Genomic DNA, 15198 nt, shown 5'->3' on the forward strand with positions numbered 1-15198 from the left:
GACCGACTCTCCGCCGCGCGACGGACCCCGGTTGGCCCGCGCGAGGGGCGACCTGCGGCCTGCGCGCCCCTAGCGTCCACGCCATGCGCTACCTGTTGATCTTGGCTCCGCTGGCCCTGCTCGCCGCGACGGCGGCCGACCCCGCCCTGGGCGACGCAGCTCAGGGCTTCGGCATCTACCGCCAGCACCCGGAGGCCCTGCAGTGGCACGCGGTGCTGCTGCACTATGCCTGGGCGCTGTTCGTCCCCGGCCTGCTCGCCCTGCTGGCCCCGATCCGCCACCGCGGCGCGGCGCTGGCCCGCGCGTCCTGGCTGGCCATCGTCGCCGGCCTGGCCACCTTCGCCGCACTGATGTCCACCGACCTGTGGCTGCTGGCCCTGGAGCAGCTCCTCCCGGACGACGCGGTCCGCCGCGCCAACGAGTCCTTCGAGTCCCTGGCGTGGGCCCAATGGGGCTGGCAGGCGCCCGGCCTGCTCGGCTGGGCGCTGTCGCTGATCCTGACCCCGCTGGCCGCGGCCCGGGCGAGGGTCATCGACTGGTGGACGGCCGGGGCCGCGCTGCTCGGCACGGCCCTGTACTTCCTGTTCGCCATCTCCCCGCTGCCCCTGTCCCTGGCCGGCCCCGCGGTGATGCTGGCCGCCTACACGAGGGCCGCCCTGCGCCTGCGCCGGCCGCCCGCCGAGGAGCCGGACTCCTTCGGCGCCTTCACCTCCGCCGCCGGCCGGGCCTGCCTGGTCCTGGCCCCGGTGCTGTTCGCCGCGGGCCTGGCCACGGTCCCGAACTTCAGCCCGAGCCTGTCCGGCAGCCTGGCCCACCCGTCCCTGGCCCAGGCCAGCGCCCTGCTGCTGCACCTGTGCTGGCTGGCGTTCATTCCGGCGGTACTGCACCTGGCCCGCACCGCCCCGGCCTGGTCCCGCGCCCTGTCCGTAATCGTGGTGCTCGCCCTGCTGAACTTCTCCGCGCTGATGGTCGGCGACTACACGTCAATCGCCGCCGCCACGGCCCTCGACCCGTCCACCGCCACCCGCGTCGACGACCGCCTGGGCACGTACGCCCCGTTCGCCTTCGGCTGGGTCCTGCCCGGCATGGCCCTCACCCTGCTGGGCCTGATCGCGGTGGCCGTCGCGGCCGCGGTGACCCGCCGGGCGAGGTGGTGGACCCCGGCGCTGACCGCGGCGGGCATCGCCGCCTTCCTGATCCTGGGCGTGGGCCCGCTGAGCCTGCTGAGCCCGGCCCTGCTGCTGTGCGCCCTGGCCCCCTTGGCCCGCCGCCCGCACCCTTCCCCCACGCCGGCCCCCGCCCACTCCTGATTGACCAGCGCGCCCCGCAACGACGGGGGCGCGCTGAGCCGTGGCTATTCGGGTCCCGCGCTGATCCTGCGCTGGCGCAGTTCGGGCACGAACCGGGCCACCGTCTCGTAGTCGTGGTCCTCGTGCAGCACTTCGAGCTTCAGCCGAATCGCCGTCGCCGCGACAACCAGATCGGCCACCGAGAGCCCTTGATAGGCGCTCGGCTCGACCAGCTCGTGGCGGATGGCCTCCACGAGCGGCCAGATGCTGTCCGGGACAGAGGCCCACGGATACAGCCCGCAGATCCTGTTTTCGATGGCGAGATATTCCTTGCTGTCGGCGATGGACATCGTTTCAGCGAGCGTCGGTTCACAGACGGCGATGAGCCCGCGCTCGACGAGGTCGTCCCATTCCGCGGGGGCCTGCTCCCGCTGCAGCCGGACGAGGGCGCTGGTGTCCACCAGATACTTCACTCGTCCACCTCGTCGAGCGCCGCGTAGTTGAAAAGGCCCTCGCGGGACATCCGTCGAAGATCTTCGAGGGCCCGCCTTCGCTCGAGGCGCTTCTGTTCGACGAGGAGCCTGAGCCCCTCGTTGATGGCCTGATTCGGCCATGTGTCGCCGAGCTGTCGCTGCGCCTCCGCGAGCAGCTCCGGGTCGATCTCCGGTTCGGCCGCCTGGTGGGCGGCGATTTCAGTCATGGTCATGGTCACCTCCTCCCCATGTAAAGTAATGGCCAGAAGGCCATGTTTCCACCCCACCTGCTGTTTTTCAGGATACGGAGCCATAACGACAAGTGGCGCCGCCCGCCGTAGGCGGGGGCGCCACTGGTGCGTCGGCAGGGTCAGGCTTCGACCAGGGCCATGACCTCGTCGGAGACGTCGAAGTTGGCGTAGACGTTCTGGACGTCGTCGCAGTCCTCCAGGGCGTCGATGACCTTGAAGACCTTGCGGGCGCCCTCCTCGTCCAGGGGGACGGTGACGCTCGGCACGAACGAGGACTCGGCCGACTCGTAGTCGATGCCGGCCTCCTGCAGGGCGGTGCGGACCGGGACGAGGTCGGAGGCCTCGGAGATGATCTCGAAGGCCTCGCCCAGGTCGTTGACCTCCTCGGCGCCGGCGTCCAGCACCGCGAGGAGGAGGTCGTCCTCGGTCAGGTCGCCCGCCTTGGGGACGATGACGACGCCCTTGCGGGTGAACATGTACGACACGCTGCCCGCGTCGGCCAGGGAGCCGCCGTTGCGGGTCAGGGCGACGCGCACCTCCGTCGAGGCCCGGTTGCGGTTGTCCGTCAGGCACTCGATCAGGATGGCGACGCCGTTCGGGCCGTAGCCCTCGTACATCGCGGTCTGCCAGTCGGCGCCGCCGCCGATCAGGCCGGAGCCACGCTTCACGGCGTTGTTGATGTTGTCGTTGGGGACCGAGTTCTTCTTCGCCTTCTGGATCGCGTCGAAGAGCGTGGGGTTGCCGGCCGGGTCACCGCCGCCGGTGCGCGCGGCCACCTCGACGTTCTTGATCAGGCGGGCGAAGAGCTTCCCACGCTTGGCGTCGATGACCGCCTTCTTGTGCTTGGTGGTCGCCCATTTTGAGTGCCCCGACATGCCTAACCCTCCGTCGTCTTACCCGCCTCGCGTGCCATCTCCACGAAGTACCGATGGACGCGCAGGTCGCCGGTGAGCTCGGGGTGGAAGGCGGTCGCGAGCAGGTGCCCCTGCCGAACCGCGACAATCCTACCGGCGGCGCCGCCTGTGGGCATTCCGGCCCGCGACGCTTCGCCGGGCGGCCCGGAACTCACACGCCCCAGCACCTCCACCGAATCCTCCACCGACTCTACCCACGGGGCGCGGATAAAGACCGCCTGGAACGGGCCGCCGTCAATGCCCGAAATGTCCACGGACCCCTCGAATGAGTCGACCTGGCGGCCGAACGCATTGCGGCGGACCGTCATGTCAATGCCGCCGAAGGGCACCTGGTCGGCGCGCCCGTCCAGGATCGTGGAGGCGAGCATGATCATGCCGGCGCACGAGCCGTAGACGGGCATGCCGCCGGCGATCCGCTTGCGGATCGGCTCCAGCAGGCCGAACTCGACCGCCAGCTTGCTCATCGTGGTGGACTCGCCACCCGGGATGATGAGCGCGTCGACCGAGTCGAGCTCGTCGACCCGGCGCACGGGACGGCCGACCGCGTCGAGCTCGGCCACCGCGCGCAGGTGTTCGCGGGTATCGCCCTGCAGGGCGAGCACGCCGATGATCACGGAGGTGGTCACCAGCCCCGCTCGGCGAGGCGGTGCGGCTGCGGGATCTCGTCGACGTTGATGCCGACCATGGCCTCACCCAGGCCGCGGGAGACCTTGGCGAGGACGTCCGGGTCGTCGTGGAAGGTGGTGGCCTTGACGATCGCGGCGGCGCGCTGCTGCGGGTTGCCCGACTTGAAGATGCCCGAGCCGACGAAGACGCCCTCGGCGCCGAGCTGCATCATCATCGCCGCGTCGGCCGGGGTGGCGATGCCGCCCGCGGTGAACATCACGACCGGCAGCTTGCCCGTCTCGGCGACCTCCTTGACCAGCTCGTACGGCGCCTGGAGCTCCTTCGCCGCGACGAACAGCTCGTCCTCGGGCAGCGAGGTGAGCCGGCGGATCTCGGCGCGGATCGTGCGCATGTGCGTGGTGGCGTTGGAGACGTCGCCGGTGCCGGCCTCGCCCTTGGAGCGGATCATGGCGGCGCCCTCGTTGATCCGGCGCAGCGCCTCGCCGAGGTTGGTCGCGCCGCAGACGAAGGGCACGGTGAACGCCCACTTGTCGATGTGGTTGGCGTAGTCGGCCGGGGTGAGCACCTCGGACTCGTCGACGTAGTCGACGCCGAGCGCCTGCAGGATCTGCGCCTCGACGAAGTGGCCGATGCGGGCCTTGGCCATGACCGGGATCGACACGGCGCTGATGATGCCGTCGATCATGTCCGGGTCGCTCATGCGGGACACGCCGCCCTGGGCGCGGATGTCGGCGGGGACCCGCTCGAGCGCCATGACGGCGACGGCGCCGGCGTCCTCCGCGATCTTGGCCTGCTCGGGCGTGACGACGTCCATGATGACGCCGCCCTTGAGCATCTCGGCCATGCCGCGCTTGACGCGGGCGGTGCCGGTGACCGGCGAACTGGGTGAGGACACGACGACGCACTCCTAACAAGAAAAGCTGGATTCACCCGCAAGTTTACGCTTCCGTCATCACCCGGCCCGACAGCCAATGGCAAGCTCGCGGCCCACGCTCAGGTCAGCGACGGGTCATCCACGTCGAAATAGGCAGGGACGGGGTGTTTCCGGGCGAGCCGGAACAGCCGGACGACCGGCCTGCGGCGGACCGCCAGGGCGTCGCGGACCACGTCGTTGTGCACCTGCCGGGCCAGCGCCACCCGCCGGCTGACCCCGACCAGCGACTCGGCCACCTCGCCGGGCACCGCCACGAGGCCGTCGCCGTCGAGGCCGTCGCCGGACCGGACCAGGCGCAGGTGCCTGGTGAGGTCGTTCTCGGCCACCTCACGGTCGCCCGGCTGGGCGTCCAGGGCGATCTTGGCCGCGTACGTGAGCGTCGGCAGCTGGGACGACTCCGCCAGGGCCACCGCGGCGGCGGCCCGGCGCACCAGGTGGGCGTCGAGGGTGGCGTAGGCGGCCGAGGCCCGCGCGTGCAGCCGGTCGACCCGGGCCGCGAGCCACGTCAGGTAGGTGGCCACGACGACCACCAGGGCCACCACGGCGATCACCCACCACATGCGGCGCAGCCTACGGGACCGACTCCTGCACGGTCGCTCCGGCAACCTCGATCGCGGTCGCGTAGACCTCCAGGACCCGCTCGGCGACGACCGGCCAGTCGTAGGCGGCCACCACCTCGCTGCCCCGGGCGGCCAGCGCGGCCCGGCGGGCGGGGTCGTCGAGCAGCTGCGCGGCCGTGCGGGCCAGCGCGTCGGCGTCGCCGACCGGGAACAGCGCCCCGGCCGTCCCGCCGTCGAGCACCCGGCGGAACGCGTCCAGCTCGCTGGCCAGCACCGGCGTGCCGGCCGCCATGGCCTCGGTGAGGATCATGCCGAACGACTCGCCGCCGGTGTTCGGCGCCACGTAGAGGTCGACGCTGCGCAGCATCCGCGCCTTGTCCTCCTCCGACACCTTGCCCAGAAACACCACGTTGTCCGAGATGTCCGGCAGGGGCTCCCCTGGGCCGGCCACGAGCAACCGCAGGCCCGGCCGCGTCGCGGCCAACGACTCGAAGGCCCTCAGGAGGTACCGGAACCCCTTGCGAGGCTCGGTGAAGCGCCCGATGAACCCGAGCGCCCCGCCCTCGCCCGGCCAGCCGGGCAGCGGCTCGGCGTCGCGGTACTTCGACGCCTGCACCCCGTTGGGAATCTCCCACGCGCTGCCGCCGAGGTGCTCGACCTGGACCTTGCGGGCCAGCTCGCTGACCGCGATCCGCCCGGTGATCTTCTCCAGCACCAGCTGCAGCACGCCCTGGGCGGCGGCGAGAGCCCGCGAGCGGGTCATCGCGGTGTGGAAGGTGGCCACGACGGGCCCGCGGGCCGAGAGCACCGCGAGCATCGACAGGCTCGGGATGAGCGGCTCGTGCACGTGCAGCACGTCGAAGCGGCCGGCGGCCAGCCAGCGCCGCACCCGGGTGGCCGAGATCAGGCCGAACGACACGCGGGCGACCGAGCCGTTGTACGGCACCGGCACCGTCCGCCCGGCCGGCACGACGTACGGCAGGGTGATGCCCTCCTCGTCGCCGGGGGCCAGGACGCTGACGTGGTGGCCGAGGGCGATGAGCGTCTCGGCCAGGTCACGGACGTGGTTCTGCACCCCGCCGGGCACGTCGAAGGAGTATGGGCAGACGATTCCGATGCGCATCGCCACCCCTTCTACGCCGCCGCGCGCACGGCCGGCTCGTCGAGCCAGAACCGCTGGAGCATGTGCCAGTCCTCCGGATGCCGCGCGATGCCCGCGGCAAACAAGTCCGCGACGCGCTGGGTGACGATGCGCACCCGGGCGTCGAGGGAGCCCTCGTCCGGGGCCGGCATCTCGACCGGGCCGTAGAGGTGCCCGGCCGCCGCGTCCGGGTCGAACCACATGTCGACGACGTAGAGCGGCGCGCCGGTGCGCAGGGCGAGCAGCGCCGGCCCGGCCGGCATCCGGGTCCGGCCGCCGAAGAACTCGACGTCCACCCCGCGCGGGGTGAGGTCGCGGTCGGCCAGCAGCGGCACCACCGAGCCGCTGCGGACCCGCTCCTCGAGCACGTCGAAGGTCGGCCGGTCGCCGCCGGTCAGCGGGAGGATCTCCATGCCGAGGGAGCGGCGGAAGTCCAGGAACCTGAGGTACACGCTCTCGGGCTTGAGCCGCTCGGCGACGGTGGTGATCGGCCAGCCGTTGGCGGCGACCCACGCCCCGGCGGCGTCCCAGTTGCCGGCGTGCGGCAGCGCGATCACGGAGCCGATCCCGGCCGCCACGTGCTGCCCGAGCAGCTCGCCGCGCTCGAGCCGGAAGCCGCGCAGGATCTGCTCCCTGGAGCGCCCGGGGAGCCGGAAGGCCTCCAGGTAGTACCGCGAGTAGGAGCGCAGGGCCCGGTGCAGCAGGTCCGCGAACTGCGCCTCCGGCATGTCGGGACCGACCACCCGCCGCAGGTTCGCGGCCAGGGTCGCGGTGCCCTTTCCCGGTTTCCCGCGGCGGTACCGCCCGGAGCCGCTCGCCGCCGCGGCGGCGAACAGGGGCCAGGTCACCCCTCGGGGCAGCCTGGGCAGCAGGCTGAAGGCCGCGCCGTAGCCGAGCTCGACCAGGCTCACCGGGCGTCGACCTGTTCGGAGGGCCGCTCGGGCGCGTGGGCCTGCCGGTACACGGTGCCGATGCGCTGGGCGATCGTCACGATCGACAGGGCGCCCAGCAGCCACATGACCGACTCCAGGCCGTACGGCACGCCGAACTTCCACAGCAGCCCGCCGATGCCGATGAGGATCAGCCGCTCGGCCCGCTCTATGATGCCGACGTTGCAGGTGAAGCCCAGCCCCTCGGCGCGTGCCTTGACGTAGGAGACCACCTGACCGGTGAGCAGGCACAGCAGCGCGGCCGCGGCCGGGCGCAGCTCGTGCTGGGAGGCGTAGTAGTAGGCCACGGCGGCGAAGATGGCGCCGTCGGCGATGCGGTCCATCGAGGAGTCCAGCAGCGCGCCGAACTTGTTGGTGATGCCGCGCTGGCGGGCCATCGAACCGTCGATGAGGTCCGTGAAGCAGCTCAGGGTGATGATGATGAGCGCGGTGAAGAGGTAGCCGCGGGTGGCGAAGCCGAGCGCGCCGACGAGCACGCCGACGGTGCCGGCGACCGTGACCGCATTCGGGGTCACCCCGGCCCGCAGGAGTGCGGCGGCAACGGGGTCCAGGACGCGGGCCAGTCCGGCCCGACTCACTACGCTGAGGATCTTCGCCATGGCGCTCTCACGATAACCGGGGCGGAGCTTGCCGGATACCGGCACGTGGGACTGCTCACGATGCTTGAGTAAACCGGAGCGGTTCGGGCCGGGCGGCACTTGTGCCGGTGATGTTTCGGGTGTGGGATCGGTGAACAGGACGTGACTGTGAGACTGCTCACAGATAGCTCAAGACTTTCGGGAGGCGCGTGATGGCGCAGAAGGTCCAGGAGAAGGGTGTCGCCGGCACCGCGCCGGTGGTTGATGACCCCGCCAGGGTACGTAACGTGGTGATCGTCGGGCACTCCGGCGCGGGTAAGACGACGCTGGTCGAGGCGCTGCTCGCGGCGACCGGCACGATCCCCCGGGCCGGCTCGGTGACCGAGGGCACCACGACCACCGACCACGATCCGGCGGCGCAGAAGCAGCAGCGGTCCGTCACGCTGTCCTGCGCCCCGCTGCTGCACGACGGCGTGAAGGTCAACCTGCTCGACACGCCGGGCTACGCCGACTTCGTCGGGGAGCTGCGGGCCGGCCTTCGGGCGGCCGACGCGGCCCTCTTCGTCGTCTCCGCCGTCGACGGCATGGACGCCGCCACCGCCGCCCTGTGGGAGGAGTGCGCGCACGTCGGCATGCCCCGGGCGGTGGCGATCACCCGCCTGGACCACCACCGGGCCGACTTCGACGAGACCCTGCAGACCTGCCAGGAGGTCTTCGGGGACAACGTGCTGCCGCTGTACCTGCCGATGCTGGGCGACGACGGCAGCAGCGTCGAGGGGCTGATCGGCCTGATCACGCAGCGCGTCTTCGACTACTCCGCGGGCTACCCGCCGCAGGTGCGCGAGCCCGACCGGGAGCACCTGCCGGCGATCGAGGAGTCCCGCAACACCCTGCTCGAGGGGATCATCGCCGAGAGCGAGGACGAGACCCTCATGGACCGCTACCTCAGCGGCGAGGCGATCGAGACCGGCGTGATCATCGACGACCTCGAGAAGGCGGTCGCCCGCGGCTCGTTCTACCCGGTGGTGCCGGTCTGCGCCGAGACCCGGGTCGGGCTCGACGCGCTGCTGGGGGTGCTGGTCAGCGGCTTCCCGTCGCCGCTGGAGCACGAGGTGCCGCCGGTGACCGACGTCGAGGGCGAGCCGCGCGAGCCGCTGCGCTGCGACCCGGAGGGCCCGCTCGTCGCCGAGGTCGTCAAGACCACGATCGACCCGTACGTCGGGAGGGTCTCCCTGGTCCGCGTCTTCTCCGGCACGCTGCGCCCGGAGACCCCCGTGCACATCTCCGGGCACGGCATGGCCGAGCGCGGCCACCCCGACCACGACGCCGACGAGCGCTTCGCCCACCTGTTCTCCCCGCTGGGCGACAACCTGCGCGAGGTGCCCCACGCCGTGGCCGGCGACCTGGTGGCGATCACCAAGTCGACCACCGCGGAGACCGGGGACACCATCTCCGGCAAGGACCACCCGCTGCTCATGGCGCCCTGGGAGATGCCGGAGCCGCTGCTGCCGATCGCGATCGTGGCCCACACCCGCTCCGACGAGGACGCGCTGGCCAAGAACCTGGGCCGGCTGGTGGCCGGGGACCCGACGCTGCGGCTGGAGCGCAACGCCGAGACGCACCAGCTGGTGCTGTGGTGCATGGGCGAGGCGCACGCCGACGTGGTGCTGGACCGGCTGCGCGCCGGCGGCGTGGAGATCGACACCGAGCCGGTGAAGGTGGCGCTGCGCGAGACGTTCGCCGCCCCGAGCCAGGGGCACGGGCGGCACGTGAAGCAGTCGGGCGGGCACGGGCAGTACGCCGTGTGCGACATCAAGGTCGAACCGCTGCCCCGCGGCTCCGGGTTCGAGTTCGTCGACAAGATCGTCGGCGGGGTCGTGCCGCACAACTACATCCCCTCGGTCGAGAAGGGCGTGCGGACCCAGATGGAGCGCGGGATGGTGGCCGGCTACCCGGTCGTCGACGTGCGGGTCACCCTCTTCGACGGCAAGGCGCACTCGGTCGACTCCTCCGACGCGGCCTTCCAGACCGCCGGCGCGCTCGCCCTGCGCGAGGCGGCCGAGCAGGGCCAGACGACGCTGCTGGAGCCGATCGACGAGGTCACCATCCGGGTGCCCGACGACTTCGTCGGGGCCGTGATGAGCGACCTGTCCGGCCGCCGCGGCCGGGTGCTGGGCAACGAGCCCGACCCGGAGGGGCACGAGCGCACCCTGGTGCGGGCCGAGGTCCCGGCGACCGAGCTGATCCGCTACGCGGTCGAGCTGCGGGCCATGACCTCGGGGTCGGGCACGTTCACCCGCGCGTTCGTGCGCCACGACCCGATGCCGTCCCATCTCGCCGAGGCGGTCAAGAAGGAGCACGCCGCCGCCCGCTGACGGATGTCTCCGGGCCGGCCGGGCGCACTGCGCCTGGCCGGCCTGGCTCCCGCGGGCCGCCGCCGGACGAGATCTGGACTCAGCCTCCGGCCGCGGAGCAGGCGATATGGTGAGGCGTGATCTTCGGCCGGTCCAGGCGCAACGGGGGCGACGCGAGCGCGATCGCGGACTTCTGGGCGTGGTGGCCGACCGTGCGGCTCCCCGCGGAGGAGGCCATCGCCTCCGGGGAGTGGGCGGCGCTCACCCCGCACATCGTCCGGCGGGTCACGGCGATCCACCCCGACCTGCAGTGGGAGTTCTCCCGCGGTACCGCCGCGAAACACGCCCTCATCGTCTCGCCCGGCGGCGTGGCCGAGCTGCGCCCGATCGCCGCCCGCTGGGGCGCCCTGGCCCCCGATCCGGACGCCACCTGGGAGTACCACATCGCCCGGCAGCCCGACCCGCAGATGCTGCAGAGCACGATCGGGCTCGGCGGGGGCGTCCAGCTCGACCTGCAGCAGATGCGCTTCGCGTTCACCCGCGACGGCGACGCGCCCGAGATCGGCGTGGTCGCCTACCACCCCGGCTTCCGGATGTTCGGCGAGGACGTGTGCCGGCAGGTGACGTTCCTGACGCTGGACTGGCTGCTCGGCGAGGACGGCGTCGAGGAGTGGATCGGCGAGATCTCCTGGGCCGGCGACGAGCCGCCCGCGGGTGCCGAGCCGGCGGCGCTGTCCGCCGCGGTCGACGGGCTGCGCGAGGAGTACCGCACCCGGCGCTGGGAGCTCATGCGGGGCGAGCTGCCCGACGGCAGCCCGCTCATCGCCACCGCCCAGCGGCCGCTGCGCCCGGTGCGCTGGCCGCGGTTCGACACGCACGTGGCGATCACCCTGCCGTACACCGGCCGGAACGCGGCCGGGCTGCCCGAGGCCGCGGCGCTGGCCGCGCTGCGCGAGTTCGAGGACACCGCGCTCGGCACGGCGGCCGGGGCGGACGGCGAGCTGCTGGCCCACGAGACCAGCCGCGGTGCGCGGACCCTGCACTACTACGTCGACGCCGACTCGCCCGCCGCCGACGACCTCGCCGAGGCAGCCGGCTGGTGGAAGGACGGCCGGGCCCGCGTCGAGCGCCATTTCGACCCGGCCCTGGAGCGCATCCGCCACTTCGGGTAGCGACCAGGGTCGCCGCGTGACGCCCGCGCTTGCGGTGTACGCCGGGAGCTGCCGTACATTTGCTGCGGTGACCAGCAGGCAACGGCTCGCCAGATGGCTGACCGAGGCGTTCGCGCCCGCCGTGCTCGTCACCGTGCTGCTCGTGCTCCTCGGGGTGCGCGTCGAGCCGGGCCTGGCCCGGGGCCTGGCGCTCGGCGCGGTGGCGGCGCTGTTCGAGAGCGTCCTGCCGTACCTCTACATCCTCCGCGGCGTGCGGACCGGCAAGATCACCGATCACCACATCGGGGACCGCCGGCAGCGGCTCGTCCCGCTCATGGTCGGGCTCGGCTCGGTGGTCGTCGGCATCGTGGTGCTGCTGGCCGCCCACGCCCACCGGGACCTGCTCGCGGCCGTGGCCGCCGGCGGGGTCGGGCTGCTGGTCGCGGCGGCGGTCAACCACTGGTGGAAGATGTCGGTGCACGCCGCCGTCGCCGCCGGTTCGGTCGTGATCCTTGCCCTGGTGTACGGCCCGGCGCTGCTCGCCGCGCTGCCGCTGGTCGGCGCCGTGGGCTGGTCGCGGGCCGAGCTGAAGGACCACACCTGGCCCCAGGTGTGCGTCGGTGCCGTGGTGGGCGCTCTGGTCGCCGGTGGGGTGTTCGCGGCACTTCGCTAGCCGGGTCGATAGCATCGCAGGTGATACCCACCGTCCCTGAAGCTTGGAGCAGCCCGTGTCCGCAGCGCGCTCGAATACCGAAGCCCCACCGCGCATCGTGGTCACGGCGGGCACTACGGCGGCGGCCGCGGTCGCCGAGGCCGGACTGCCCACCAACGGCCCCAAGGCGATCGTCGTGGTCCGCGAGGCCGACGGCCGGTTGCGCGACCTGGACTGGACCCCGGACGCCGACACCGAGGTCGACGCGGTCGAGCTCGGCAGCCCCGACGGGCTCAACGTGCTGCGCCACTCGACCGCGCACGTGCTCGCCCAGGCCGTGCAGGACGTGTTCCCCGAGGCCAAGCTGGGCATCGGCCCGCCGATCGAGAACGGCTTCTACTACGACTTCCAGGTCGCCAAGCCCTTCCAGCCCGAGGACCTCGACAAGCTCGAGAAGCGCATGCAGGAGATCATCAAGTCGGGCCAGCGCTTCCGCCGCCGCCGCTTCGACTCGGTCGAGCAGGCCAAGGCCGAGCTGTCCGACGAGCCCTTCAAGCTGGAACTGGTCGACGTCAAGTCGGACGTCGACACGTCCGAGGTGATGGAGGTGGGCGGCGGCGAGCTGACCATCTACGACAACCTCGACGCCCAGTCGGAGAAGGTCTGCTGGTCCGACCTGTGCCGCGGCCCGCACCTGCCGACCACCCGGCTCATCCAGGCGTTCAAGCTGACCCGCAGCGCCGCCGCCTACTGGCGCGGCTCGGAGAAGAACCCGCAGCTGCAGCGCGTCTACGGCACCGCGTGGCCGACCCGGGACGCGCTGAAGGAGTACCAGCGCCTGCTCGAGGAGGCGGCCCGCCGAGACCACCGCAAGCTCGGCGCCGACCTCGACCTGTTCAGCTTCCCCGACGAGCTCGGCTCCGGCCTCGCCGTGTTCCACCCGAAGGGCGGGATCATCCGGCGGGAGATGGAGAACTACTCGCGCCGCCGGCACGAGGAGGCGGGGTACGCCTTCGTCAACACCCCGCACATCACCAAGGGCAATCTCTACGAGGTCTCCGGCCACCTGGACTGGTACGCCGACGGCATGTTCCCGCCCATGGAGGTCGAGGGCGCGAACTACTACCTCAAGCCCATGAACTGCCCGATGCACGACCTGATCTTCCGCTCCCGGGGCCGCTCCTACCGCGAGCTGCCGCTGCGGATGTTCGAGTTCGGCACCGTGTACCGCTACGAGAAGTCGGGCGTCATCCACGGCCTGACCCGGGTGCGCGGCATGACGCAGGACGACGCGCACATCTTCTGCACCCCGGAGCAGATCGAGAGCGAGCTGACCTCCCTGCTGCAGTTCGTCCTCGACCTGCTCAAGGACTACGGCCTGACCGACTTCTACCTCGAGCTGTCGACCAAGAACCCGGACAAGTACGTCGGCGCCGACGAGGTGTGGGAGACCGCCACCGACACGCTGCGCCGCGTCGCCACCGAGTCCGGCCTCGAGCTGGTCCCCGACCCGGGCGGCGCCGCGTTCTACGGCCCGAAGATCTCGGTCCAGGCCAAGGACGCCATCGGCCGGACCTGGCAGATGTCCACCATCCAGCTGGACTTCAACCTGCCGGAGCGCTTCGAGCTGGAGTACCAGGCGGCCGACGGCTCCCGCCAGCGCCCGGTCATGATCCACCGGGCCCTCTTCGGCTCGATCGAGCGCTTCTTCGGCGTCCTCACCGAGCACTACGCCGGCGCCTTCCCGGCCTGGCTCGCCCCCGTCCAGGTGGTCGGCATCCCGATCCGCGGCGACCACGCCGCATACCTGGAGCAGTTCGCGGAGCGCCTGCGCCGCGAGGGCATCCGCGCCGAGGTCGACCACTCCGACGAGCGCATGCAGAAGAAGATCCGCACCGCCCAGCAGCAGAAGATCCCCTTCATGGCGCTGGCCGGCGACGACGACGTCACCGCGGGCACCGTCTCCTTCCGCTACCGCGACGGCTCCCAGCGCAACGGCGTCCCGCTCGACGAGGCCGTGGCCCACGTCGTCGAGGTGGTCCGCTCGCGCGTCAACGCGGGACCCTCCGCCGCCGTTGCCGACGGGTCGCCCGAGTGACCAACCCCGGGGAGCCAGACGACCTGGAACGGCTGTGGACGCCGCACCGGATGGCGTACATCAGGGGCGAGGACCGCGCCGACGACCACGACCAGCCGGCCGGCTGCCCCTTTTGCCGCGCCCCGGGCGTGCCGGAGGACGAGAGCCTGATCGTGGCCCGGGGTGAGGCGGTCTACGCGATCCTGAACCTGTACCCGTACAACCCGGGCCACCTGATGGTCGTCCCCTACCGCCACGTCGCGGACTACACCGACCTGACCCCGGCGGAGACGGCCGAGGTGGCGACGTTCACCCAGACCGCCATGCGCGCCGTGCGCAAGGCGAGCGGCGCCCACGGCTTCAACCTCGGCATGAACCAGGGCGCGGTGGCGGGCGCGGGCATCGCCGCCCACCTGCACCAGCACATCGTCCCGAGGTGGGGCGGCGACACCAACTTCATGCCGGTGGTGGGCCGCACCAAGGTCCTGCCCCAGCTCCTGACCGATACCCGCATACTCCTGGCCAAGGTCTGGCCCACCGCCTGACGCGCCATCCGAGTGGCGCCCCCGCAACCGCGGGCGGCGCCACTCGCCATTTCCGGTGTCCGGCGCCGGATCGCCCGTTCAACAAGCGGGACGATCCGGAACGGACACCCGACGACACGCCCGCCCAGCGGCCGGCCGTTCGTCACCGCGGCAGATCGGCGCGAGGCGACGGCATGTTCCTGGGCTTGCATCCCGCGACCACGCCGCCAATCAGGCCCACCGTCAGCACTGCTCAGACGCGGGTCGGACCTGCGGCAGCGCGGTCCCGGGCACAGGGCCAGCCCCGGGACCGCGCCGCCGATCGATCAACCGAACAGGGCGAGGCTGTAGGCGCCGTTGACGAGGTTCCCGCCAGAGTGGGCGGCCCGTCAGCGCTTCCAGAAGGCCGCGCGGGCCTGCGGCTGCGCCCCCTCGGCGGGCCCCTGCGGCTGGGCCACCCGGTCAAGGGCCTCCAGCACGAAGGCCCACAGCTCGGCGAATGGGCGGGTGGCGATGGCCTGCGGGGTCAGTGCCTCCGTCAGCTCGCGCAGCTGCGGCAGGGACAGCGCGGCCAGGCGGGACGCCAGGTCCTCCAGCATCTCCCGGCGCTCGTACTCCGGACGGGACTCGGCAGACCGGCACCAGGTCGGGGTGGGCCACCCACGACCCGTCGAAGCCGTCGCCCGCCTCCCGCCGCTTGTCCGCGCCCACCTTCTCCAGCGC

The 15198-nt window shown here is 72.1% G+C and carries 15 protein-coding genes and 1 pseudogene; 6 read left to right on the forward strand and 10 right to left on the reverse strand.

Annotated elements, in window-relative coordinates; translation table 11 throughout:
• The first annotated feature begins 83 nt into the window (after positions 1–83).
• Positions 84–1310, forward strand: coding sequence for a hypothetical protein (locus AB0M46_RS25820; protein WP_363339790.1), 1227 nt, complete (start codon positions 84–86; stop codon positions 1308–1310).
• A gap of 44 nt (positions 1311–1354) precedes the next feature.
• Here AB0M46_RS25820 and AB0M46_RS25825 read toward each other — a convergent pair whose 3' ends face one another.
• The 9 genes from AB0M46_RS25825 to pgsA all read right to left on the reverse strand — a co-directional run bounded on the left by AB0M46_RS25825 (position 1355) and on the right by pgsA (position 7738).
• Complete coding sequence (locus AB0M46_RS25825; protein WP_363339792.1) at positions 1355–1762, reverse strand: PIN domain-containing protein; 408 nt, start codon at positions 1760–1762, stop codon at positions 1355–1357.
• Entirely contained in the window at positions 1759–1995 is a 237-nt protein-coding gene (locus AB0M46_RS25830) for a DUF2191 domain-containing protein (RefSeq protein WP_363339794.1), read from the reverse strand. Before AB0M46_RS25830 ends, AB0M46_RS25825 begins: the two co-directional genes overlap by 4 nt.
• 137 nt (positions 1996–2132) lie before the next feature.
• The gene (locus AB0M46_RS25835; protein WP_363339796.1) at positions 2133–2888 is read right to left on the reverse strand and encodes a YebC/PmpR family DNA-binding transcriptional regulator; all 756 of its coding nucleotides are present in this window, start codon (positions 2886–2888) and stop codon (positions 2133–2135) included.
• Between the two features lie 2 nt (positions 2889–2890).
• Complete coding sequence (gene pdxT, locus AB0M46_RS25840; protein ID WP_363339798.1) at positions 2891–3541, reverse strand: pyridoxal 5'-phosphate synthase glutaminase subunit PdxT; 651 nt, start codon at positions 3539–3541, stop codon at positions 2891–2893.
• A gap of 8 nt (positions 3542–3549) precedes the next feature.
• Positions 3550–4449, reverse strand: coding sequence for a pyridoxal 5'-phosphate synthase lyase subunit PdxS (gene pdxS / locus AB0M46_RS25845; RefSeq protein WP_363339800.1), 900 nt, complete (start codon positions 4447–4449; stop codon positions 3550–3552).
• 98 nt (positions 4450–4547) lie between these two features.
• Positions 4548–5048, reverse strand: a complete 501-nt coding sequence (locus tag AB0M46_RS25850; RefSeq protein WP_363339801.1) for a hypothetical protein — start codon at positions 5046–5048, stop codon at positions 4548–4550.
• Between the two features lie 10 nt (positions 5049–5058).
• The gene (locus AB0M46_RS25855; RefSeq protein WP_363339803.1) at positions 5059–6171 is read right to left on the reverse strand and encodes a glycosyltransferase family 4 protein; all 1113 of its coding nucleotides are present in this window, start codon (positions 6169–6171) and stop codon (positions 5059–5061) included.
• A gap of 11 nt (positions 6172–6182) precedes the next feature.
• Positions 6183–7100, reverse strand: a complete 918-nt coding sequence (locus tag AB0M46_RS25860; protein WP_363339805.1) for a phosphatidylinositol mannoside acyltransferase — start codon at positions 7098–7100, stop codon at positions 6183–6185.
• The gene (gene pgsA / locus AB0M46_RS25865; protein ID WP_363339807.1) at positions 7097–7738 is read right to left on the reverse strand and encodes a phosphatidylinositol phosphate synthase; all 642 of its coding nucleotides are present in this window, start codon (positions 7736–7738) and stop codon (positions 7097–7099) included. Before pgsA ends, AB0M46_RS25860 begins: the two co-directional genes overlap by 4 nt.
• 191 nt (positions 7739–7929) lie before the next feature.
• On the opposite strand from pgsA, the gene AB0M46_RS25870 reads away from it, so the two are divergent.
• The 5 genes from AB0M46_RS25870 (at position 7930) to AB0M46_RS25890 (ending at position 14496) form a co-directional block, all read left to right on the forward strand.
• Entirely contained in the window at positions 7930–10092 is a 2163-nt protein-coding gene (locus AB0M46_RS25870) for an elongation factor G-like protein EF-G2 (protein WP_363339809.1), read from the forward strand.
• Positions 10093–10208: 116 nt separating this feature from the next.
• Positions 10209–11243, forward strand: a complete 1035-nt coding sequence (locus tag AB0M46_RS25875) for a hypothetical protein (protein ID WP_363339811.1) — start codon at positions 10209–10211, stop codon at positions 11241–11243.
• A gap of 67 nt (positions 11244–11310) precedes the next feature.
• Positions 11311–11895 (forward strand): phosphoesterase PA-phosphatase, encoded by a 585-nt coding sequence (locus AB0M46_RS25880; protein ID WP_363339813.1) that lies wholly within the window; start codon positions 11311–11313, stop codon positions 11893–11895.
• A gap of 55 nt (positions 11896–11950) precedes the next feature.
• On the forward strand, positions 11951–13972 hold the full coding sequence (gene thrS, locus AB0M46_RS25885) for a threonine--tRNA ligase (RefSeq protein ID WP_363339815.1): 2022 nt from the start codon (positions 11951–11953) through the stop codon (positions 13970–13972).
• Positions 13973–14022: 50 nt separating this feature from the next.
• Positions 14023–14496, forward strand: coding sequence for an HIT domain-containing protein (locus AB0M46_RS25890; RefSeq protein WP_363339821.1), 474 nt, complete (start codon positions 14023–14025; stop codon positions 14494–14496).
• Positions 14497–15105: 609 nt separating this feature from the next.
• Here the strand turns inward: AB0M46_RS25890 and AB0M46_RS25895 are convergent.
• A pseudogene (locus AB0M46_RS25895) lies at positions 15106–15198 on the reverse strand (hypothetical protein); the annotation flags it as partial.

It is taken from the genome of Dactylosporangium sp. NPDC051485 (assembly GCF_040682015.1).
Lineage (GTDB): Bacteria > Actinomycetota > Actinomycetes > Mycobacteriales > Micromonosporaceae > Dactylosporangium.